22 protein-coding genes and 1 pseudogene are annotated in these 21,986 nt (G+C 64.2%); 21 read left to right on the top strand and 2 right to left on the bottom strand.

The window, feature by feature from the left end:
• Positions 1-299: 299 nt before the first annotated feature.
• The 11 genes and pseudogenes from rpsJ (at position 300) to rpsQ (ending at position 5,633) form a co-directional block, all read left to right on the top strand.
• Positions 300-605: a 30S ribosomal protein S10 gene (rpsJ, locus tag AC4ELH_RS17020; protein ID WP_003883485.1), complete on the top strand. Its 306-nt coding sequence runs from the start codon at positions 300-302 to the stop codon at positions 603-605.
• 14 nt (positions 606-619) lie between these two features.
• Positions 620-1,270 (top strand): 50S ribosomal protein L3, encoded by a 651-nt coding sequence (gene rplC, locus AC4ELH_RS17015; RefSeq protein WP_064885131.1) that lies wholly within the window; start codon positions 620-622, stop codon positions 1,268-1,270.
• Positions 1,270-1,920: a 50S ribosomal protein L4 gene (rplD, locus tag AC4ELH_RS17010; protein ID WP_448446034.1), complete on the top strand. Its 651-nt coding sequence runs from the start codon at positions 1,270-1,272 to the stop codon at positions 1,918-1,920. The genes rplC and rplD overlap by 1 nt, the downstream gene beginning before the upstream one ends.
• Positions 1,920-2,222, top strand: a complete 303-nt coding sequence (gene rplW / locus AC4ELH_RS17005) for a 50S ribosomal protein L23 (RefSeq protein ID WP_064885135.1) — start codon at positions 1,920-1,922, stop codon at positions 2,220-2,222. Before rplD ends, rplW begins: the two co-directional genes overlap by 1 nt.
• Before the next feature lie 28 nt (positions 2,223-2,250).
• On the top strand, positions 2,251-3,087 hold the full coding sequence (gene rplB, locus AC4ELH_RS17000) for a 50S ribosomal protein L2 (protein WP_044516133.1): 837 nt from the start codon (positions 2,251-2,253) through the stop codon (positions 3,085-3,087).
• A 21-nt stretch (positions 3,088-3,108) separates the two neighbouring features.
• Complete coding sequence (rpsS, locus tag AC4ELH_RS16995; protein ID WP_003883480.1) at positions 3,109-3,390, top strand: 30S ribosomal protein S19; 282 nt, start codon at positions 3,109-3,111, stop codon at positions 3,388-3,390.
• Positions 3,387-3,836: pseudogene (gene rplV / locus AC4ELH_RS16990) on the top strand (50S ribosomal protein L22); the annotation flags it as partial. The gene rpsS and the pseudogene rplV, both read left to right, overlap by 4 nt.
• Positions 3,837-3,850: 14 nt before the next feature.
• Positions 3,851-4,684, top strand: a complete 834-nt coding sequence (gene rpsC, locus AC4ELH_RS16985; RefSeq protein ID WP_055109980.1) for a 30S ribosomal protein S3 — start codon at positions 3,851-3,853, stop codon at positions 4,682-4,684.
• 3 nt (positions 4,685-4,687) lie between these two features.
• Positions 4,688-5,104 carry a 50S ribosomal protein L16 gene (gene rplP / locus AC4ELH_RS16980; protein WP_019348878.1) on the top strand — a complete coding sequence of 139 codons (417 nt, stop codon included), beginning with the start codon at positions 4,688-4,690 and terminating at the stop codon, positions 5,102-5,104.
• Entirely contained in the window at positions 5,104-5,337 is a 234-nt protein-coding gene (gene rpmC / locus AC4ELH_RS16975; RefSeq protein WP_055109978.1) for a 50S ribosomal protein L29, read from the top strand. The genes rplP and rpmC overlap by 1 nt, the downstream gene beginning before the upstream one ends.
• Positions 5,337-5,633 carry a 30S ribosomal protein S17 gene (gene rpsQ / locus AC4ELH_RS16970; protein ID WP_055109976.1) on the top strand — a complete coding sequence of 99 codons (297 nt, stop codon included), beginning with the start codon at positions 5,337-5,339 and terminating at the stop codon, positions 5,631-5,633. Before rpmC ends, rpsQ begins: the two co-directional genes overlap by 1 nt.
• Before the next feature lie 80 nt (positions 5,634-5,713).
• On the opposite strand, the gene AC4ELH_RS16965 is transcribed toward rpsQ, so the two are convergent.
• Positions 5,714-6,358, bottom strand: coding sequence for a fasciclin domain-containing protein (locus tag AC4ELH_RS16965; RefSeq protein ID WP_064885139.1), 645 nt, complete (start codon positions 6,356-6,358; stop codon positions 5,714-5,716).
• A 132-nt stretch (positions 6,359-6,490) separates the two neighbouring features.
• Here AC4ELH_RS16965 and AC4ELH_RS16960 point away from each other — a divergent pair, with 132 nt between their 5' ends.
• The 7 genes from AC4ELH_RS16960 (at position 6,491) to AC4ELH_RS16930 (ending at position 16,429) form a co-directional block, all read left to right on the top strand.
• On the top strand, positions 6,491-8,206 hold the full coding sequence (locus AC4ELH_RS16960) for a cytochrome c biogenesis protein DipZ (RefSeq protein ID WP_498885532.1): 1,716 nt from the start codon (positions 6,491-6,493) through the stop codon (positions 8,204-8,206).
• Positions 8,207-8,248: 42 nt separating this feature from the next.
• Positions 8,249-8,812 carry an ECF RNA polymerase sigma factor SigK gene (gene sigK, locus AC4ELH_RS16955; protein ID WP_064885180.1) on the top strand — a complete coding sequence of 188 codons (564 nt, stop codon included), beginning with the start codon at positions 8,249-8,251 and terminating at the stop codon, positions 8,810-8,812.
• Positions 8,809-9,495 (top strand): anti-sigma factor, encoded by a 687-nt coding sequence (locus tag AC4ELH_RS16950; protein WP_448446026.1) that lies wholly within the window; start codon positions 8,809-8,811, stop codon positions 9,493-9,495. The genes sigK and AC4ELH_RS16950 overlap by 4 nt, the downstream gene beginning before the upstream one ends.
• Positions 9,496-9,805: 310 nt before the next feature.
• The gene (locus AC4ELH_RS16945; protein ID WP_498885530.1) at positions 9,806-11,734 is read left to right on the top strand and encodes a hypothetical protein; all 1,929 of its coding nucleotides are present in this window, start codon (positions 9,806-9,808) and stop codon (positions 11,732-11,734) included.
• Complete coding sequence (locus AC4ELH_RS16940; RefSeq protein WP_448446022.1) at positions 11,704-13,254, top strand: hypothetical protein; 1,551 nt, start codon at positions 11,704-11,706, stop codon at positions 13,252-13,254. Before AC4ELH_RS16945 ends, AC4ELH_RS16940 begins: the two co-directional genes overlap by 31 nt.
• Complete coding sequence (locus AC4ELH_RS16935; RefSeq protein ID WP_448446020.1) at positions 13,251-14,741, top strand: glycosyltransferase; 1,491 nt, start codon at positions 13,251-13,253, stop codon at positions 14,739-14,741. Before AC4ELH_RS16940 ends, AC4ELH_RS16935 begins: the two co-directional genes overlap by 4 nt.
• Positions 14,741-16,429 (top strand): ArnT family glycosyltransferase, encoded by a 1,689-nt coding sequence (locus tag AC4ELH_RS16930; protein ID WP_498885527.1) that lies wholly within the window; start codon positions 14,741-14,743, stop codon positions 16,427-16,429. The genes AC4ELH_RS16935 and AC4ELH_RS16930 overlap by 1 nt, the downstream gene beginning before the upstream one ends.
• 12 nt (positions 16,430-16,441) lie before the next feature.
• Here the strand turns inward: AC4ELH_RS16930 and AC4ELH_RS16925 are convergent, their stop codons facing one another.
• Positions 16,442-17,635 (bottom strand): lipase family protein, encoded by a 1,194-nt coding sequence (locus tag AC4ELH_RS16925; protein WP_498885525.1) that lies wholly within the window; start codon positions 17,633-17,635, stop codon positions 16,442-16,444.
• Positions 17,636-17,754: 119 nt separating this feature from the next.
• Here AC4ELH_RS16925 and AC4ELH_RS16920 point away from each other — a divergent pair, with 119 nt between their 5' ends.
• From AC4ELH_RS16920 to AC4ELH_RS16910, 3 genes are all read left to right on the top strand, one after another.
• Positions 17,755-19,038 carry a glycosyl hydrolase family 28-related protein gene (locus AC4ELH_RS16920; RefSeq protein ID WP_448446014.1) on the top strand — a complete coding sequence of 428 codons (1,284 nt, stop codon included), beginning with the start codon at positions 17,755-17,757 and terminating at the stop codon, positions 19,036-19,038.
• Positions 19,039-19,064: 26 nt separating this feature from the next.
• A complete protein-coding gene (locus AC4ELH_RS16915; protein ID WP_498885523.1) occupies positions 19,065-19,277 on the top strand; it encodes a hypothetical protein in 213 nt (70 codons plus the stop codon).
• A 497-nt stretch (positions 19,278-19,774) separates the two neighbouring features.
• Positions 19,775-21,817 carry an alkyl/aryl-sulfatase gene (locus AC4ELH_RS16910; protein ID WP_448446012.1) on the top strand — a complete coding sequence of 681 codons (2,043 nt, stop codon included), beginning with the start codon at positions 19,775-19,777 and terminating at the stop codon, positions 21,815-21,817.
• The last annotated feature ends 169 nt before the right edge of the window (positions 21,818-21,986 follow it).

Raw genomic sequence — 21,986 nt, 5'->3', positions numbered from 1 at the left:
GGATCTAAGGCATACTGTTCGGGTTGCCTTGAGCCGGGTATTCCTGGCCGGGCATCCGACCCGCGCCCCCACGGGCGCATCCGGTCCCAACATTAGATCGCGACTGATTTTCAGGGCGAGAAAATGTGCGCGAAGGCGACACGCCCGACCGCGGGGGCCGGTGGACCACAGACAGGTAAACAGCGGCGGCAAATACTCGGCGCACCCGCGCCGGGGACCAGGCCCGACGGGTTTCGGTGGGTTTTCCCATCGAGGCTTCGATACGGCCGGCCGATGTACGAAGTAGAGGTAGGAGAAGCGTGGCGGGACAGAAGATCCGCATCAGGCTCAAGGCCTACGACCATGAGGCCATTGATGCCTCGGCGCGCAAGATCGTCGAGACGGTCACCCGTACCGGTGCCAGTGTGGTGGGCCCCGTGCCGCTGCCGACCGAGAAGAACGTGTACTGCGTGATTCGGTCGCCGCACAAGTACAAGGACTCGCGGGAGCATTTCGAAATGCGTACCCACAAGCGACTGATCGACATCCTCGACCCGACGCCGAAGACGGTTGACGCGCTCATGCGCATCGATCTGCCGGCCAGTGTCGACGTCAACATCCAGTAGGAGACCCGAGAAAAATGGCTAGAAAAGGCATTTTGGGCACCAAGCTGGGCATGACGCAGGTGTTCGATGAGAACAACAAAGTCGTCCCGGTGACGGTCGTCAAGGCCGGCCCCAACGTGGTGACCCTTATCCGTACCCCCGAGCGCGACGGCTACAGCGCCGTGCAGCTTGCTTATGGCGAGATCAGCCCGCGCAAGGTCAACAAGCCCGTCAGCGGTCAGTTCGCCGCCGCGGGTGTCAACCCGCGCCGCCACCTGGCTGAGCTCCGGGTCGACGAGGCTGCTGCCGCCGAGTACGAGGTGGGCCAGGAGCTGACCGCCGAGATCTTCGCCGACGGTGCTTACGTCGACGTGACCGGCACCAGCAAGGGCAAGGGCTTCGCCGGCACCATGAAGCGTCACGGCTTCGCCGGCCAGGGCGCCTCGCACGGCGCCCAGGCAGTGCACCGCCGCCCCGGCTCCATCGGTGGCTGCGCCACCCCGGGCCGCGTGTTCAAGGGCACCCGGATGTCGGGCCGCATGGGCCACGACCGGGTGACCACGCAGAACCTCAAGGTTCACAAGGTCGATGCCGAGAACGGCGTGCTGTTGATCAAGGGCGCCATCCCCGGACGCAACGGTGGTCTGGTGGTTGTCCGCAGCGCAATCAAGCGAGGCGAGAAGTAATGACTCTCAAAATTGATGTGAAGACGCCGGCAGGCAAGAAGGACGGCTCCGTAGAGCTGCCCGCCGCGCTGTTCGACGTCGAGCCGAACATCGCTCTGATGCACCAGGTCGTCAACGCACAGTTGGCCGCCAAGCGCCAGGGCACGCATGCCACCAAGACGCGGGCCATGGTGTCCGGTGGTGGCAAGAAGCCGTACCGCCAGAAGGGCACCGGCCGCGCCCGCCAGGGTTCGACCCGCGCACCGCAGTTCACCGGTGGTGGCGTCGTCCACGGCCCGCAGCCGCGCGACTACAGCCAGCGGACCCCGAAGAAGATGATCGCCGCCGCTCTGCGCGGTGCGCTCTCGGACCGGGCCCGCAACGAGCGCATCCACGCGATCACCGAGCTCGTCGAGGGTCAGACCCCGTCGACCAAGAGCGCAAAGGCGTTCCTGGGCAGCCTGACCGAGAACAAGAAGGTGCTCGTCGTCATCGGTCGCACCGATGAGGTCGGCGCCCGCAGCGTTCGCAACCTGCCTGGTGTGCACGTGATCTCGCCGGATCAGCTGAATACCTACGACGTGCTCAACGCCGACGACCTGGTGTTCTCGGTCGAGGCGCTGAACGCCTACATCGAGGCCAATACGAAGAAAGAGGAGGTGTCGGCCTGATGGCTACCGTGACCGACCCCCGCGACATCATCTTGGCCCCGGTCATCTCGGAGAAGTCGTACGGGCTGATCGAGGACAACGTGTACACGTTCGTCGTGCACCCGGACTCCAACAAGACGCAGATCAAGATCGCCATCGAGAAGATCTTCGACGTCAAGGTGAGCTCGGTGAACACCGCCAACCGGCAGGGCAAGCGCAAGCGCACCCGCTCGGGCTTCGGTAAGCGCAAGGACACCAAGCGCGCCATCGTGACCCTGGCCGCCGGCAGCAAGCCGATCGAGCTTTTCGGAGCCCCGGCGTAACGCCGGGAACTAAGAGGATTTAACTGATATGGGAATTCGCAAGTACAAGCCGACGACCCCGGGTCGTCGCGGTTCGAGCGTCTCCGATTTCGCCGAGATCACTCGCTCGACTCCGGAGAAGTCGCTCATCCGTCCGCTGCACGGCACCGGTGGGCGTAACGCGCACGGCCGCATCACCACCCGGCACAAGGGTGGCGGCCACAAGCGTGCTTACCGCCTCATCGACTTCCGTCGCCATGACAAGGACGGCGTCAACGCCAAGGTCGCTCACATCGAGTACGACCCCAACCGCACCGCGAACATCGCGCTGCTGCACTACCTGGACGGCGAGAAGCGCTACATCATCGCGCCGCAGGGTCTGAAGCAGGGCGACGTCATCGAGCAGGGGCCGAACGCCGACATCAAGCCCGGCAACAACCTGCCGTTGCGCAACATCCCCGCTGGCACCGTGATCCACGCTGTGGAGCTGCGGCCCGGTGGCGGTGCCAAGCTCGCCCGCTCGGCCGGCGTGAGCATCCAGCTGCTGGGTAAGGAAGGCACCTACGCCTCGCTGCGTATGCCGTCCGGTGAGATCCGTCGTGTCGACGTGCGCTGCCGCGCCACCGTCGGCGAGGTGGGCAACGCCGAGCAGGCCAACATCAACTGGGGCAAGGCCGGCCGTATGCGGTGGAAGGGCAAGCGCCCGACCGTCCGTGGTGTCGTCATGAACCCGGTTGACCACCCGCATGGTGGTGGTGAAGGCAAGACCTCCGGTGGCCGCCACCCGGTCAGCCCGTGGGGCAAGCCCGAGGGCCGCACCCGCAAGCCCAACAAGCCGAGCGACAAGCTCATCGTCCGTCGCCGGCGCACCGGCAAGAAGCGCTAGGCCGCGGAAGGAGTAGCAGCGATGCCTCGTAGTCTCAAAAAGGGTCCGTTCGTCGACGACCATCTGCTCAAGAAGGTCGACGTTCAGAACGAGAAAAACACCAAGCAGGTCATCAAGACCTGGTCGCGTCGGTCGACCATCCTCCCCGACTTCATCGGGCACACCTTTGCGGTGCATGACGGCCGCAAGCATGTCCCGGTGTTCGTCACCGAGGCGATGGTCGGGCACAAGCTCGGCGAATTCGCCCCGACGCGCACCTTCAAGGGTCACATCAAGGACGACCGGAAGAGCAAGCGGCGATGAGTACCACAGTCACTGAATACCCGTCCGCACAGGCGAAGGCGCGCTTCGTGCGTGTCTCGGCGAGCAAGGCCCGCCGTGTCATCGATCTGGTCCGCGGCAAGAGCGTCGAGGAAGCCCTCGACATCTTGCGGTGGGCGCCGCAGGGTGCCAGCGAGCCGGTCGCCAAGGTGATCGCCAGCGCTGCGGCCAACGCGCAGAACAACGACGGCCTGGACCCGACGACGCTGGTGGTTGCGACCATCACCGCCGACGAGGGTCCGACCGCCAAGCGCATCCGTCCGCGTGCCCAGGGGCGCGCGTTCCGGATCCGCAAGCGGACCAGCCACATCACGGTGATCGTTGAGAGCCGTCCGCCCAAGCAAAAGGGTGCGGCCGCCGCATCCGCGCGCAGCCGTCGTGCGCAGGGCAGCAAGGCTGCTGCTGCGAAGGGCACGGCCGAGACGAAGGGAGGCTCGGAGTAGTGGGCCAGAAGATCAATCCCCACGGTTTCCGGCTCGGTATCACCACCGAGTGGAAGTCCCGCTGGTACGCCGACAAGCAGTACAAGGACTACGTGAAGGAAGACGTCGCGATCCGGCGTCTGCTGGCCACTGGTCTTGAGCGTGCAGGCATCGCCGACGTGGAGATCGAGCGCACCCGCGACCGGGTTCGCGTTGACATCCACACCGCGCGTCCCGGCATCGTCATCGGTCGCCGCGGCACCGAGGCCGACCGCATCCGTGCCGACCTGGAGAAGCTGACCGGCAAGCAGGTTCAGCTCAACATCCTCGAGGTGAAGAACCCTGAGTCGACGGCACAGCTCGTCGCCCAGGGTGTTGCCGAGCAGCTGAGCAACCGTGTGGCGTTCCGCCGCGCGATGCGCAAGGCGATCCAGTCGGCGATGCGTCAGCCCAACGTCAAGGGCATCCGGGTGCAGTGCTCGGGCCGCCTCGGCGGTGCTGAGATGAGCCGCTCGGAGTTCTACCGCGAGGGTCGGGTTCCGCTGCACACGCTGCGCGCGGACATCGACTACGGCCTGTACGAGGCCAAGACCACCTTCGGCCGGATCGGCGTGAAGGTGTGGATCTACAAGGGCGACATCGTCGGTGGTAAGCGTGAGCTGACCGCCGCCGCACCGGCCAGCGACCGGCCGCGTCGTGAGCGTCCGTCGGGCACCCGGCCGCGTCGTAGCGGTTCCTCGGGCACCACGGCGACGAGCACCGAAGCCGGCCGCGCCGCCACCGGAGATGCGCCCGCCGCTACTGAGGTTGTCGCTGCTGAGGCAGCGCCGGCCGCTGAGAGCACGGAGAGCTAAACCATGCTGATTCCCCGTAAGGTCAAGCACCGCAAGCAGCACCACCCGCGCCAGCGTGGCATCGCCAGCGGTGGCACGTCGGTGAGCTTCGGTGACTACGGCATCCAGGCCCTCGGCCACGCCTACATCACCAACCGGCAGATCGAGTCCGCTCGTATCGCCATCAACCGGCACATCAAGCGTGGCGGCAAGGTGTGGATCAACATCTTCCCGGACCGTCCGCTGACCAAGAAGCCCGCCGAGACCCGCATGGGTTCCGGTAAGGGTTCGCCGGAGTGGTGGGTCGCCAACGTCAAGCCGGGCCGCATTTTGTTCGAGATCAGCTACCCGGACGAGAAGATCGCCAAGGAAGCACTGACTCGCGCAATCCACAAGCTGCCGATCAAGGCACGCATCGTGAGTCGAGAGGAGCAGTTCTGATGGCAGTGGGAACTACGCCTGGTGAGCTGCGTGAACTGTCCGACACCGAGTTGACGGCGAAGCTGCGCGAGTCCAAGGAAGAGCTGTTCAACCTGCGCTTCCAGATGGCGACCGGTCAGCTGGCCAACAACCGTCGGCTGCGCGTCGTGCGCCAGGAGATTGCACGGGTTTACACCGTGCTGCGTGAACGTGAGTTGGGTCTGGCTTCCGGACCCGTTGGTGAGGATTCGTAATGGCAGAGACCAAGGGCCCCAAGCACACCCCGGCCACCGAGAAGCCGCGCGGCCGTCGTAAGACCGCCATCGGCTACGTGGTGAGCGACAAGATGCAGAAGACCATCGTGGTCGAGCTGGAAGATCGTAAGAGCCACCCGCTCTACGGCAAGATCATCCGGACCACCAAGAAGGTCAAGGCGCACGACGAGAACGGCGACGCCGGTATCGGCGACCGCGTCTCGTTGATGGAGACTCGGCCGACGTCGGCCACCAAGCGGTGGCGGCTGGTCGAGGTTCTCGAGAAGGCGAAGTAGCGAAAGCTCAACTCGCCGCGCGAGCAGACGCCAAAAGTGCCCCAAGCCTTCGGGTTTGGGGCACTTTCGTGTGTGGGGGGTCAGCCGGCGGGCGGCATCAGCACCGTGTCGATGAGGTAGACGGTGGCGTTGGCGGTGTGGACTCCGCCGCACACCACGGATGCGTCATTGACTTTCAGTGCGTCACCCGAGCCGGTCACCGTCACGGGTGCGCCCTGCACGCTTGGCCGGCTGCCGACGACCTTGGCCGGGCTGGCCTGCCCCGGTACGACGTGATAGGTCAGGATGTTGGTCAGCATCGCGGAGTCCGTCTTCAACACCTCGATGGTGGCCGGGTCGATCTTGGCGAATGCGTCATCAGTGGGCGCGAACACGGTGAACTCACCTCCGTTGAGGGTGTCCACCAGGTTCACGTTCGGATTCAGCTTTCCCGACAGCGCTGCGGTGAGCGTCGTCAGCAGCGGGTTGTTCGACGCGGCGACGGTGACCGGATCCTGTGCCATCCCCATCACCGACCCGGGGCCCGACGGCACCTTTTCCGCGTAGGACGCGCAGCCCGGACCCACCAGGTCTGATGCCGGGTCGGCGGCCATGGCGGGCGCACTGGTGGCCTCCGGTGTCGCGGGTGCGGACCGCGCGGTGTCGCTTGAGCAGGCGGGCAGCGCGAACATGACGGCGGCTGACATCCCCGCCACCGCGGCCAACTTGTATTGAGAAATCAACATTTTCCGACTCCTGTGGCTGATTGACGGTGACCCCCGTCACTTTCTCGGTCACTGGGTATTCGGAGCGGGCCCGCATCCGGATGGGTGTCGATTTCGACCAATCCGGCACAGCGTCGGTGCCGAATACCCGGCATGTACACCTTGGTGCTCATCGGATTCCTCGGCGGACTCATCACCGGCATCTCGCCGTGCATCCTGCCGGTATTGCCCGTGATCTTCTTCTCCGGAGCGCAGAGCGCCCGTGTCACCGAGTCGGACGGCACGACAGTCGTTGCGACGAAGCCGACACTGGCCGAGACGCTGCGCCCCTATCGGGTGATCGCCGGCCTGGTGCTGAGTTTCAGCGTGGTGACCCTGGCGGGCTCGGCGCTACTGCAGCTGTTGCACCTACCTCAGGACGCACTCCGCTGGGCGGGCCTTGTCGCACTGACACTGATCGGGCTTGGCCTGATCTTCCCGCGCTTCGAGCAGCTGCTGGAGAAACCGTTCAGCTGGATCCCGCAGAAGCAGTTCGGCTCGGGCAGTAGCGGTTTCGGACTGGGTCTCGCGCTCGGCGTGCTCTATGTGCCGTGCGCGGGACCCGTGCTCGCAGCGATCGTCGTTGCCGGCGCCACCGGCTCGATCGGTGCCGATACCGTTGCATTGACCCTCTCGTTCGCCGTCGGTGCCGCGCTTCCCCTACTCGCCTTCGCGCTCGCCGGGCGTCGGGTTGCGGAGCGGGTCAATGCCTTCCGCCGTCAGCAGCGCAAGATCCGGCTGATCGGAGGAGTGGTGATGCTGGTTTTCGCGGTGGCGTTGGCCGCCAACGTGCCTGCGAAGCTGCAGCGGGCGATCCCGGATTACACCAGCGGGTTACAGGACCGGGTCGCCACCGCAGGTGAGGTCCAAGACCGGCTGAGCCCGACCGCAGGAGGGGAACTGTCGAATTGCCCAGAAGGCGCGGAAGAACTCCAGAACTGCGGTGCTGCACCGGAGATCACCGGCATCACCGGTTGGCTCAACACCCCTGACGGCGCACCTGTCGACCTCAAGTCCTTGCGCGGCAAGGTGGTACTCATCGACTTCTGGGCGTACTCGTGCATCAACTGCCAGCGAGCGATTCCCCACGTCGTCGACTGGTACGACAGATACAAGGACTCCGGTCTGACGGTGGTCGGCGTCCACACCCCGGAATACGCCTTCGAGCGGGTACCCGGCAATGTGGCCAGGGGTGCGGCCGACTTGGGTATCACCTACCCGGTCGCCCTGGACAACTCGTACTCCACCTGGACGAACTACCACAATCGCTACTGGCCGGCCGAGTACCTCATCGATGCGAATGGCGTTGTGCGGCACGTGAAGTTCGGTGAGGGTGGCTACGACACGACGGAGCGGCTGATTCGCGAGTTGCTCATGGACGCGAAGAACGCCGCGTTGCCCGCGCCGGTGAACTCGCCCGACACGACGCCGACGTCGGCACTCACCCCTGAGACGTACCTCGGAGTCGGCAAGGAGATCAACTACGCCGGTGGTGGCACGTACGACGAGGGCGACGCGGTGTTCGGCTACCCGACGAGTCTGCCTGCCGACTCGTTCGCGCTGGATGGGCCGTGGCACCTGGACTACCAGGGCGCGACCGCCCAAAGCTCAGATTCGGCCATCAAGCTCAATTACCAGGCCAAGCAGGTCTATCTCGTCGTGGGTGGGACCGGCGCCGTGACCGTGCTTCGCGGCGGCGAGACCACGACGGTGCCGGTGAGCGGGCCGCCCACCCTGCACCAGATCGTCGACGATCGTGAAGCGCATCGTGGCGAGATCGAGTTGCGGTTGAGTCAAGGGCTGCAGGCTTTCTCGTTCACCTACGGGTGACCGGCGATGACCACCGTCTATTCGGCGCTAGGCTACCGGTCGATGGCACGTACGCCGGAGGTGAGTAACGTCCTCGACGCGCAGCTGCGTCGGGTGGCCCGCGGCGACGCCGAGGCGTTCGCCGGGCTGTACGACGCCACGAGCGCCCGGGTATACGGATTGGTGATCCGCATCCTGCGGGATCCCGGATACAGCGAGGAAACCACGCAGGATGTCTACGCCCAGGTGTGGCGCTCTGCCGCCGACTATGACCCGGAGCAAGGGTCTGCGCTGGCGTGGCTCATGACCTTGGCGCATCGCCGCGCGGTGGACCGGGTGCGGGCCGAGGTGGCCTCCAGCCGGCGCGAGGCGCGTTACGTCGCGGCGAGCGCAGAGCCCGACACCGACGTGGTCGCCGACTCGGCCATCCGCTCTGACGAGCAGCGGCAGGTGGCCGATTGCTTGGGATCACTGACGGACCTGCAGCGCCAGGCCATCGAGCTGGCGTACTACGACGGCCTGACCTACCCACAGGTGTCCGAACGGCTGTCGGTCAGCCTGGGCACCGTCAAAACCCGGATGCGGGACGGGCTTCGTAGGCTTCGTGATTGTCTGGGGGTGGCATGACCAGCGACTCCGAGCTGCCAGACCTGGCCACGGCCTACGCACTGGATGCGGTTACCGACGCCGAGCGTGCCGACATCGAGCGCCGGTTGGCCGAGTCTCCCGCTGAGATCGCAGAGGCGTTCCGCTCGGAGGTTCGTGCGGTGCACGAGACGATGGCAGAGGCCTCGACTGCGACCGCTGTGACGCCGCCGGCGTCGCTGCGACAGCAGGCACTTGCGGTCTCACGCGGTGCTCGACCCGACCGTTTCGGTTGGCGCAAAGGATTATTGGCGACTGCCGCTGCGGTGGTGGTCGCCGCGGGCGGCTTCGGAGCGGGGTTGGCGCTGCGCCCGGTGAATGCGCCGACCCCCGCCGAGCAGGTGCTTGCAGCCGGCGATGTCCGCACGGTGACCGGACAACTCCGTGTCGGTGGTACTGCGACGTTCATGTACTCGCGCGATGAGCGAACGGGTGTGTTGGTGATGAACAACGTCGCGCCGCCGCCGCCCGGCATGGTCTATCAGATGTGGCTCATGACCGATCAGGGGCCGCAGTCGGCGGGGACGATGGGAAGCATGGCTCCCTCGACGACTGCCATGGTGCGCGATATCGGGAACTCGAGTGCGTTGGCATTCACCATGGAGCCCGGTGGCGGGTCGCCGAAGCCGACCGGGGAGATGGTGGCCAGGCTTTCGCTTGCGTGAGGTCGACGTGAGGTGATCGATGCGGCAGAGCCATACGTTTCGGTGCCGTTTGCCGGAGGGGCTGATTGGCCTATCAGAAATTGCCGCGTCCGCAAAAAGGTCGCAGCGGTTTCGCGTTGCCGCCGCAGACGAATCCGCCCGTGGACGAATTCGCGATGATGGTTGGTTGCCGAGAGGTGAACTCAGCGAATTCCCGGGCTGTTTTTTGCCTTGCGATCCGACCGACATCTGGGCCACGTCGCGAACAGGTTGGGATATCGATTGCGGTAAAGGTGGGTGTATCCGCAATGGCCGATCTAGACTGACGCGGGTGACTTCCCGCATATGGTCCCTGCTTGCGGCAACGGTGCTCATCGCAGGAACCGCGGTTGGTCCCGGGGTCGCTGCGGCCGCGCCGGAAGACGACCCGTCGCTGGTGAGTTCCCCGACATTGAATCTGCGAACGCTCGGTGTGAATGCGGATATCGCGTTATACGGAATTCAGGGTTCACAGACGCTGACAATTCCGGTGCCGCGCGGTCTGATTCCCGCCGAGCTGGTTGCCACGGTGCAACTTCCGGTCAATACCCGCGGCGGCACTCTCGAGGTCAGTCAGGACCAGCGGGTTTTGTCGCGTGTGCCGCTGCCGCCGGATCAATCACCGATCACGATTCCTCTGGGCGGCGCCCGGGTGGTGGAGAACGCTGTGACGGTGCAGCTGACCGCCTACCTCTCCGTGCCGGACGGGTATTGCGTGTACGACCCGACCAATCCGTTGCGGTTGATCAACAGTGATGTTCGGTTCACCGGTACCGAACAGCCCCCGACGGTGATCGCCGATTTCCTTCCGCCGGTGCTGGGCAAGCTCACGCTGTTCGTCCCGCCGAATCCGTCGCAATCCGAATCGGACGCCGCAATCCGGATCGCGACGTCAGTGGTGGCCCGGTACGGTCTGCAACGTCCTGCCGTCGACATCGTCACTACAGACGGTGGCCCGATCGCACCGCCGCAGCCGCTGGAACGACAAGTGGTCGTGCGGGAGGGGGACGCGCCCGGATTGAGTCTGCAGGGGCCCAATGCAGTACCGGCCCTGCTCATTTCAGGCCCTGCCGGAGAGGTCACCAACCAGGCCCGGTTGCTGTCGAGTGACATCTCGAGGCTGGCCGTGCAGTCGAAGGCTGTGGTGGGACCGCTGTCCAACACTCCGCAGCTGCCGTCGGACCACACCACTATCCGCCAACTCGGTCAGCCGGGGGTCAATGCCACGTCGCTGGTCAATCCCCGGGTCACGGTTCCGCTTGATCAGACCCGGCTGGGCCGCGCGGTGCATGATGTCCGCATTCATCTGCAGGGTTCCTACACCCCGTTGCCCGCGAGCATCGCAGGGCAGGTGGTGGTCAGCATCGGGGGACAGACCGTCGACCGCTGGCCCACGGAGGCCAACGGCCGCATCGACAAGTGGGTCGACATACCGGACCGGCATCTGCAGCGCTACACCAATCTGGACATCGCGATAGACGCGGCGGGCAACACCGGCCGGTGCGGCGAGTTCCAGCCGATCACCCTGACCATCGACGGTGAGACCCCGGTCGAGAGCAAACAGGCCAAACCTCCTGTCCCGGCAGGCTTCCAGTCGTTGCCACAGGCATTGATGCCGCGGGTGGCGGTCGGGATGGACCTGGGTTTCGCGAATTTGCATCGGGCGGTCCAGATTCTGACGGGGCTGCAGCGGCTGAGCTCGCGCCCGTTCGACGCCGAGGTCCGTTCGCTCGCCGATGCTGTCGCCTCGCCGAACCCCGCTGTGCTGATCAGTGCCGACGGCTGGAACGACGAGCGCATCGCGCTGCCCGTCGCAGTCGACGCCGACGGCGTGATCACGGTCGAAAACGTTGACGGGTCGGGTAACTCGTCGACGTTGACGCTGGATCCCACGGTCGGCTTCGGATCGCTGCAGACCGTCTACACCGGTGGACGTTCGGTGCTGGTCGCCACGTCCAGCAAGGCGCCCCAGGAACTGGACCGGCTCCTGGGCTGGCTGGACGGTGACACGGCACGGTGGTCGGGGCTGTCCGGCAATGCCGCACTCGCGATGCCGGGTCGAGCGCCGTTCGCTCTGACTACTCCCGCCGCCGAGCAAGAAATCACTGCGGCCGCCGAGCACAAGTCACTGCGGCTGCGGGTCGGCGTCGCGGCGGTGGTGCTGGCGGCCCTGGCAGCCGGGTTGGTTGCATGGCGTGGGCGGTCCCGGGGTACATCGTGACGACGACGGTCCAGGGCACCGGTGATGCCTGGGACCGGCTGGTGCACTGGTGGTTCGGTCTACCTCAGGCGGTCCGACTGGTGGCGCGCTGGGCACTGATCGGCGTGCTCACATTGGTGGCATTCCGGGAGAGTCTGCGGAACCTGGTCGAGACAACCCTGGCGGGAGGTCTCATCGGCTATGTCTGGATGGTCCCGATCGCCGCCGCGCTGGCGGCGTGGGGAACCGACGTCCGGCGCCGAACCGAACTGCCGATTCATGATCGGCAGACAGACGTCATCGTCGGTGTGATCGGGCTCGGTTTGGCGCTCATGGTGCAAGGCGTCCTACTGAAGCGCTACTCCGAGTTTTTCCACCTGATGCGGCTGGATCTCTTGGCGCTGTGGCTCTTCATGCTCAGCAGCAGCTTGGTTCTGTTCGGCGTGCGGCCGGTCGCCCGGTTCGGGTGGGCCTGGGCGCTGTTGTCACTGATATCGGCCTTGCCTTATCAAGTTGTCGTCATCGCGCTGGGCGGCGGCAACTTCGCTGCGGGAGTCGGGACCCTGCTGATCGCCGCCGCGGCCACTGCCATCGCGGTGGGGCGCACGCGCAAGCGTGCGGCGGTGGGTGCGCTCGCTTCCTTCGCGTTCGGTTTCGTCATCCTGTTCGGGCTGGACAAATTGTGGCCGCATGCGCCGGTCATCGTGTATCAGATGGTGCCATCGCTCGCGTCGATTGTTGCGGTGGGTGTGGCGGCATTTCTGTACACGCGCCGGGGTAAACCGAAGATCATGCTCGACCGCAAGGTGGAACCTCTTGCCGCCAGACAGATCTGGTCGTCAGTTCCACTGGTGGTCGCGGTGGCGGTTGCCCTCGCGTTCATGCCGTTGCCGCAGCAACTGAGTGCTACGACGATCAGCCGAAGCGCCCCATATGATCTGGCGCCGGGTATGCGCCTGGCAGCACCGCCAGGCTGGTCGATCGCCGGCGAGCAGCGATATACCGGGGTGAAGCGGTATTACGGCGATGACGCTGTACTCATTCGCCAACGGATGACCGCAGATGTCGGAGACCCCCGGTTCGACAAGTTGTCGGCGCGGCGGAACCTGATGGTGGACAGCATCGTAAGCGAGTTGCCCTTCTCGTTCGATGCGTACCCGGGACAGGTGCTCTACGACACCACCGGGACCCGGCTCAGTAGACCGCTACCGGTCGATCTCGGCCACGGGGTGACCGGGAATCTCTTCTCGGCGATCGACGACCGACTTCTGGTGAGCTGGGACGTACTGCGTTTCGCCTGGGGCGACCAGGATGAGGATCAGATCGTCGACGTCTTCGCGGTGGACAACCACCTTCCTGACGCGCCGTTCCCCAATCCGCAGCGGGGATTGGTTTCCACGCTGCGCAACCTGTTCACCGTGCTGTTTCGTGGGAATTCCGTCTTGGTGCAACGTAAGCCGGCCTACAAAGACGCGGAGCTGCTCACCGAGTTCGGCCGTGCCCTGGTGGCCGAACAGTTCGTGAAAGGGGCCGGCCAATGAATTTCGACGGCACATTCGACCCCGAGACCGTCACGGCCGAGCAGCGCGATTACGCGCTCGACCGGGCGATCAACGGTTTGCGCGAAGACGATCCCATACATTCGGCGTCCAAACCGTTGACCGGCTGGCAAAAGCCGGTGCTGTGGGGCCTGCTGGCGATTGTGATCGCCTTCGGCATCTGGCGGCCCCTGCAGACCACCGTGACACTCATCGGGTTGTGCACGCTGGCATATCTTTTGACGCTCGGCGACCGGGTGCTGATCTTCAAGCGCGGGTTGGCATCGCGGCCGATCGTGATCCCCGACGACGTGGCGCGCGCAATTCCCGATGAAGACCTGCCGCCGTACACGATCCTGGTGCCCGCCTACAACGAGCCGGAAGTGGTCGCCGACCTCATCGCAGCGATGGATGCGCTGGAGTACCCAAGAGACCGCCTCCAGGTGCTGCTGCTACTCGAAGCCGACGATCAGATCACGATCGACGCGGCGAAGGCCTGCGGCGAATCCGACGTCATCACCATCCTTTTGGTGCCCCCTGCCGAGCCCCGCACCAAACCCAAGGCCTGCAACTACGGTCTGCATTTCGCGACCGGTGACATCGTGACGATCTTCGATGCGGAGGATCTGCCCGAGCCGTTGCAGCTGCGTCGTGTGGTGGCGGCCTTCCGGGACCTGCCCGACGACGTGGCATGCGTTCAAGCCAAGTTGGTGTACCACAACGGCCATCAGAATCTGCTGACAGCGTGGTTCACCGCCGAGTACGCGCTGTGGTTCGGCTACCTGCTGCCCGGCATGATGGTGAGCACGTCGCCGATTCCCTTGGGTGGCACCTCCAATCACCTTCGCCGGGACATCCTGCAAAGAATCGGCGCGTGGGATCCGTTCAACGTCACCGAAGATGCGGATCTCGGCCTGCGCATCGCCTCGCACGGTTATCACACGGCGGTGATCGACTCGTACACGCTGGAAGAGGCCAACAGTGACGCGATCAACTGGATCCGTCAGCGCTCCCGGTGGTACAAGGGCTATCTGCAGACCTGGCTGGTACACACCCGCGAGCCGGTGAAGCTGTACCGCACGTTGGGACTGCGCTCGTTCATCCGGTTCAACCTGGTGCTGGCGGGTACCCCGATCATCGCGGTGCTGAATCTGCTGTTCTGGTTCATCACCGTGTTGTGGTTCCTGGGGCAGCCGGCTGTCGTCGGCTCGGTGTTCCCTGCGCTGATCTACTTCCCGGCGCTGTTCGCCATGATCATCGGCAACTTCACCGTGATGTACATGAACATGATCGCCCTGCGCGAGGACGATCGATCTGATCTGCTGCTCGCCGCCCTCAGCGTCCCGCTGTTCTGGCTGATGATGAGCATCGCGGCGGCCAAGGGTGCCTACCAGATGATCCGGCAGCCGTCGTTCTGGGAGAAGACCTTTCACGGGTTGGCCGAGCGTCCCGAGGACAAGGCCGCCCACGAGCAGATGGCCTCGACGTGATGTCAGTGGCGGCGGGACGGTCGGATTTCAGACTGAAACTGACGATCTTCTTCGCCATGCTCTTCGTCTACCTCGCGGTCGGACACTGGCTGCAGGTCCAGCAGGGCTTCATCATGGGCGACACCTTGTCACGTGTGGTGGCCACCCAGTCGGTGCTGTTCAGTCGGGATCCGCACCTGGCTGCCCTCGGGTTCATCTTCACCCCGGTGGCCGCCATGGTGCAGATCCCGGCGGTCGCGCTGGGCGCGGTGTGGCCCGATATCGCCGGCAAGGCGTTCGCCGGCACGATCATGTCGGCGACCTTCATGGCCGGCGCCGCAGTCCAGATGCTCAGTATGGGCACCGATCGCGGTCTGCCCCGGGCATATTCGGTAACGCTGACCCTGCTGTTCGCTCTCAACCCGATGATCGTCTTCTACGGATCCAACGGGATGAGCGAAGCTCCGTTCATCTTCTTCATGACCTGGGCCGTGCGGCGGCTCATCTTGTGGATGGTCGACGACGACGTGCATCACCTCGTCGCAGCGGGCGGTATCGCGATGGGGCTGGCCTACCTGACCCGCTACGACGCGGCGGCCTGTGTCGCGGCAGCCGGATTCCTGGTCGGCATCACGACATATCTTCGGGCCAAACCGCCGCCCCGGTTGCGGCGCGCGATTCTGGACATGTTGATCGTCGCGGGCCCCGGGTTTCTGGCGTTCCTGGGCTGGGCGGCGGCCGGCTGGCTGATCACGGGTGAGGCTTTCGCACAGTTCACCTCGCAGTACGGCAACACGGCGATTCTCGAGCAATCCGGGCAGACGGCCCCGAATCTGTTCGACGGCATGATCTTCGCCGCGATGTGCATCATGCTGCTGGCACCGACCATGTTGCCGCTGGCGTTGTGGGCGGTGATGCAGCGGTGGGGACGCCCGAATTGGCAGATGTTGATCGTCCCCCTGGCGTTGTTCGGTGCGGTGTTGGCATTCCAGTCGTACAGCTACGCCTCGGGATCGACGTTCCCGTTCCTGCGTTTCTTCATCATCGCGATACCGCTGTGCGTGACCATGGCGATGCTCGGCGTTCCGGACGGGGTCTTCAGGACACCCACGCGGCAGGGTAGGTACGCACCGGTCCAGACCGCTGAACCGGTGCCCAGACCCAGGTCCGCCGCGCCCTACATCGCCGTCGCCGCGACGGTCGCCGTCGGCATTCCGGTGACGATGCTCGGGATGGCCGAACCGAAGTTCGCGCCGCAAGAATACGGACTCGGCGCTGTGCTGAATCCGGACCCGTACAACGTGACCGACCGCAAGGCCATCGAGCACCAGATCGCCCGGACGTTCGGGACGGAACGCAAGATCGCCCAGTATCTGGAGAACCTCGATCTGCCGGACAGCTCGGTGATCACCGATACCGTGTACGGGTTCGGCATTCTGGCGGCGTCGAGCCGGCCGCGGGTTTTCGTGATCCCGTCAGATCCGGACTTCACCGAGTTGCTCAATGATCCGACCGCCAACGGCGTGAAGTATCTACTGGCGGTGCCCGCCACGGGCCGAGGCACCTCCGATGCGCTCAATGTGCGCTACCCGACGCTGTACGACACTGGTGCCGAGGTTGCGACGCTCGAGTTGGAGATCCCCAATGACGGTGACGGCCAGCCGGATTGGCGTCTCTACCGGGTCAACGAGCAGGTTTCGAGGCGTTAGCCGCGCCGTGGATCAGCCCGGATGGGCAGCGAGGAACGCGGGGCAGTCGTTGGCTGCCGGAACCGATTTCATCCGATCATTGAGCCATCCCACGGCCGCCACGGGTTCGACCGCTTCGCGGGGCTTGTCGGGCCAGAAGGCTATCTGGATACCGTCGCCCATCTTGCAGGCTGCAGTGAGCGCGCGCTCGGTCGAGGCGGCGGGGATCACCGAGTCCTGACCGGCATAGATGACGTACATCGGTGCCGCGGTCGGGCCTTGCGGCAGGTTGGTCTTCTGGAGGTAGCCGCGCAACGTCCTCACTGCCTCAGGACCGGCGGGGCGCAGATCATCAGCGCTCAGCTTGTCGGCCAGCGACCTTCGTTGCGGAATGTCATTGCAGCTGAGCAGCGCATCCCAATTCTCTTGCGCGGCGCCCCGGCGGTAGTCGTCGAGCTCGAAGTCGTAGTAGTACTGATCCTTCAACGCTGCCAGGTACGCGATGTAGGCCAGTTTCTGGTCGGTGTTGAGTGTGCCGGCCGTGGCACCGTCTACGAGCACGTCGATGTTCGCCATCGGCGCCAAGGAAGCGGTGGCGACGAGATTGAGGTCGTAACCGTAGTTGTCGATGAGTTCATTTGCGGCCCAAGAGGCCTGGCCGCCCTCCCCGGCGCCCAGCGCAGCCCAGGAGGTGGATGTGTTGGGCACTATTGTTCTTGCGGCCCGCACCGCATCGATCATGTTGTAACCGGCCGTGGTCGAGTCCAGATACGGGTGGAAGTCATATTCGTCAGGCTGGGACGGCTTTCCCAGTCCTTGGTAGTCGGGAACGGCGACCACGTAGCCGGCCTTCAGCAGCGCCTCCACTGTCGATGCCTCGCCCCGCAGATCCGGCGACAGTGATGGGGCGCAATCCGCGGAAGTGCCGGCGGTCCGGTGGCCCAGTGCCACAATCGGAAAGCCATCCTTTGGCGCGTCGCCCTTCGGCACGAACACCGTCCCGGTCACGTGCGAGACCGCGTCGTTCACACCGTTACGCGACGCGTATGTGATCACCTTCGCCTCTGAGCTTGCTTCTTGCAATGCCGGAACGACGTTGTCCAGTGGCGCCTGGGACAGGACATGACCGGCGTCGTCGGGGCGCTCGGTCGCAGCCTGATTCGACGAGCCACTGCAGGCGGTGAGGACGGCGAGAGCAACTGACAGCAATACGGCGACTCGAACCATCTGACGTCCCCTGGTTGGTGATCCGCATGTGGTGGGCACACTCCATCTTTTCACCGATGCTCGGCGGATCGGCCCGATAGCCGATGGAAATGGCCGACATCGGCAATAGATTGGGAACCATGTCTGTGATCGATGTGACGTCGTATGGGGCCACCGGGGATGGACAGACCGACGACCATGCGGCGGTCATGACGGCCATTCGGCAGGCGGTCGATGCCGGTGGGGGCACGGTGTTCTTCCCGGCCGGGGTGTATGCGCTGTCGGATTCCATCGGCAATGGTGTCGACGGCTTCGCTCAGGTCCGCCTGCTCGGCGACGGTGAACGTGCCGCTCGCTTGCGCGTGACGGCCGATGTGCCACCGATCAGCGGGCACTGGATCGAGAGCCGGATCGAGAACCTGAAGATCGATGCGAACGATCAGGGTGCACCGGGATTCGACGTCGATCTCGACAAGAGCTATATCAGGCACTGCTGGGTGATGGGGTGGGCCGACTACGGGATGCGGCTCAACGCCACCACCGAAGGCTTGCTGAACTGGATCGACGACAACTTCATAGAACAGAGCACGGGTTACGGCATCTTCACCACCTACCGGTTCTACGACTCGTGGATCGTGAACAACAACATCGGGTCGACGGGGCCCAACCTGTCGGTCGAGGCCGGTCCCGTGCGCATCCTCGCCAATCACCTCGACGGAGCGCCGCAGCACAACATCGAGCTGCGCGGCAACAAGCAGCTGACCATCATCGGCAACATCTGTGAGGGTGCCCGCAAGGAGGCCATCGTCTTCACGATGCCGTCATGGCTGGAGTCGGATGACGAACAGATCGCCATCGTCGGCAACAACATCACCAACGGTGGCAAAGGCGCACCCGGCGAGTATCCCGCCATCGGGATCTATTCGGTCGACGCCGAGCATCGGACCAAGGGGTTCAACGTCACCGGCAACTACATCGCGAACACCGACGAGGGCGCGGGCTGGAGCTACGCGGTGGATGCGCAGTATGTCGACGACATCGCGATATGCGGAAACCAGTGGGACAACAACGGATACAGCCTCGTACCGGTTCGGGCCGAGGGGAGAAACGTCGGGCTTGCGGGTAATACGTCGGGTAATCGGACGGCGCCGACACGCCTGGTCGCCACGGTGTCCAGCCCCGGTACCCTCGCGAGTTCTCCGGGTACCGACTACGTATATCTGCTGGTCGCAGGGGCGTCCGCGGTCACATTGCCTGCAGCGCAGGGCAATAGCTGTCGCTATACGGTCAAGAACATATCCGGCTCCGACGCGCTGGTAAACACCTTACGACAGCAGCTCATCGACGGCGACGCTGGACTCAGGCTCGCCAGCGGGGTGGCCGTGGACGTGATCTCTGACGGAACGAGTTGGTGGACCGTGTAGTCAGGCGCGCTGGCAACACTCCTTTCATGCCGACGTCGTGGCATTCCCGTCCCGCAGTGCTGCGGCACCTGTTGGTCGGCCCGGGTATCCGTGCGAATCCGCGGGGGCTGGAAAATCAGTCGAACTGGCTGCCGGCTCCGGACGGCCCGTTCCATTTCATTCGCGTCTACTGGGGCGAGCCCGAGCCCGGTGTCAGCGAGGCACCTGGAAGCCGACCGCGATCGAAGTGGCCTGAGTAGCCGGTCGGCGAGATCAGGGCCGGTCGCCGTATCTGGATCGGTCCTTTGTCAGCTGGTGGCAGGCCGAAACAAATGTGAAGCAGGCGATTCCCTCACCCAAAAGGGTGAGGGAATCGCGTTATGTGAGCCTGCCGCCGGCGGTAGCTGTGGCCAATTCGACAGTAGATGCATGAGTTTGGTACCTCGGTCCGACTCGGCCAGTACTCGACGGTTCTGCGGTCGAGTCTCTGGCGACGTACCGAGTCACGGTGGCGGAGAGTCTGATCAGCATTTCATGATGAGCCGTCGCGCTTCTATTGCACGCGTCTATCAGAGCAAGTCGATCTCGTTTGGTTGCTGTGTAATTCGATTCGTCGCCAATACGCCGGTGACGACACGTGTTGCAGCATGGACTAGGTCGCTCCCATTGAATTGCGCGAAAATGGGAGCAGTCAGCGGCATAATTGACCGGCATGGATTCCAATTCGAAGTCATATCAATCTGATAAGCCTCACGAATTGCCTGCGCAGCTCCCGCGGCGCAGGATGCTGGGCGGCTTGGCCGTTGCCGGTGTCGCCACCACCCTGATCGCCGCGTGCGACGACAACTCCGGCGGGACATCATCCGGCGGCGGTGGCAACGGCGGAGTCACGACAGACAACAGCGTCAAGGGCGCTAGTGAGGCCACCAAGGCCGCCAACAAGAAGATTGCCGATTCGCTGCCGTTCAACGACAAGTCCGACTTCGAGGATGCCAAACGCGGGCTTCTCGATCGGCCGGAGACCCTGACGATCAAGGACGCCAACGGCAATGTCGTGTGGGACTTGGAGGAGTACAAGAAGTACATCTCCGATGACAAGCCGGCGCCGGACACCGTCAATCCCAGCTTGTGGCGCAATGCCCAGTTGTGCATGGAGTACGGCCTTTTCGAGGTGGTTCCGGACAAGATCTATCAGGTCCGCGGGTATGACCTGTCCAACATCACGTTCATCAGGGGCAACACCGGTTGGCTTGTGTACGACACGCTCATCTCACCTGAGACCGCAAAAGCTGCACTCGATCTGGTCAATCAGAAGTTGGGCCCAAGGCCGATTGTCGCCGTCCTGCACAGCCACTCGCACGTCGATCATTACGGTGGCGTGCGGGGCATCATCAACCAGGCCGACGTCGATTCCGGCAAGGTGAAAGTCATTGCCCCGGCGAACTTCGTCGAGGATGCCGTCAGTGAGAACGTGATCGCGGGCAACGCGATGGGGCGGCGCGCGGTCTACATGTACGGGGCGCTGCTGCCTCGCAACGCCGAGGGCGGCGTCAACGGTGGTCTCGGTATGACGGTGTCCACCGGTCTGCCGACGCTCGTCCTCCCCACAGACATCGTCACCTCTTCCGGTCAGAAGATGACGATCGACGGGGTGGACATGGAATTCCAGTTCACCCCTGGTACCGAGGCGCCCACCGAGATGAACACCTTCTTCCCGCAGTTCAAAGCGATGTGGATGGCGGAGAACACCACCAACACCATGCACAACCTGCTGACCCTGCGCGGCGCTCAGGTGCGCGACGCGCGGATCTGGGCGAAATTCCTCGACGACACCATCAACGTCTACGGACCGAACGTCGATGTGAAGTTCCAGAGCCACCACTGGCCGATGTGGGGTCGGGACAAGATCATCGACTACTGGAAGAAGCAGCGTGACATGTACAAGTACATTCACGACCAGTCGGTACGGCTGATGAACAACGGTCTGATCGGTTCGGAGATCGCCGAAGAGATCCAGATGCCGCCGGAGCTGAACAACTTCTGGCCCGACCGCGGGTATTACGGCACGCTCAAGCACAATTCGCGTGCGGTCTATCAGCGCTACATGGGCTGGTATGACGGCAACCCAGCCGACCTCGACGATCTGCCGCCCGAGCCTGCGGGCAAGAAGTACGTCGAGTACATGGGTGGCGAGGCCGCGATCCTGGAGAAAGCCAAGATGGACTTCGACGAGGGAAATTACCGCTGGACGGCGATGGTGCTCAAGCACGTGGTGTTCGCCAACCCGAACAATGCTGACGCCAAGAATCTGCTGGCCGACAGCTTCGAGCAGATGGGGTACCAGGCTGAGTCCGGCCCGTGGCGGTCGGTGTACCTGCAGGGTGCCTACGAACTGCGCAACGGGGTACCGACCGCCGGAGGGACAGATGTCGCCAGTCCGGACACCATCAACGCCATGCCGCCGGAGATGATGTTCGACTACCTTGCCGTGCGACTCAACGGCAAAAAGGCTGCAGGCAAGAACATCACGATGAACGTGGACTTCACCGACCTCAAGAAGCAGTACGGTCTGCGGGTCGAGAACGGCGTGCTCAACTACACCACCGCGCCGATCCCGAACGCCAACGCTAATCTGAAGTTGACCAAGGACACGATGAATCAGATTCAGCTGGGCAAGCTCAAACTCAACGACGGTATCGACCAGAACAAGGTCACCCTTGACGGGGACCGCCAGTCGGTCTACGACTTCGTGGGAATGCTCGACACCTTCCCATTCTGGTTCAACATCGTCACTCCGTAGCTGGACAATGGTGTGCTGCCCTGTCGTCCGCAGGGTGGCGCACCGTGCCGGCAGCAGTGATCGACAGGAATCAACGTGCAGTCTTCCGGAACATCGTCGCTGCAAGCCGGCCATCTACCGCAAACTCGGTGCGACCAACCGCCGGGAAGCCATCAACCGGGCGGCCCGC

It is taken from the genome of Mycobacterium shunyiense, from assembly GCF_058270075.1.
Note: the sequence above shows the minus strand (reverse complement) of the source record. Positions and strands in the feature narration are given on the sequence as shown.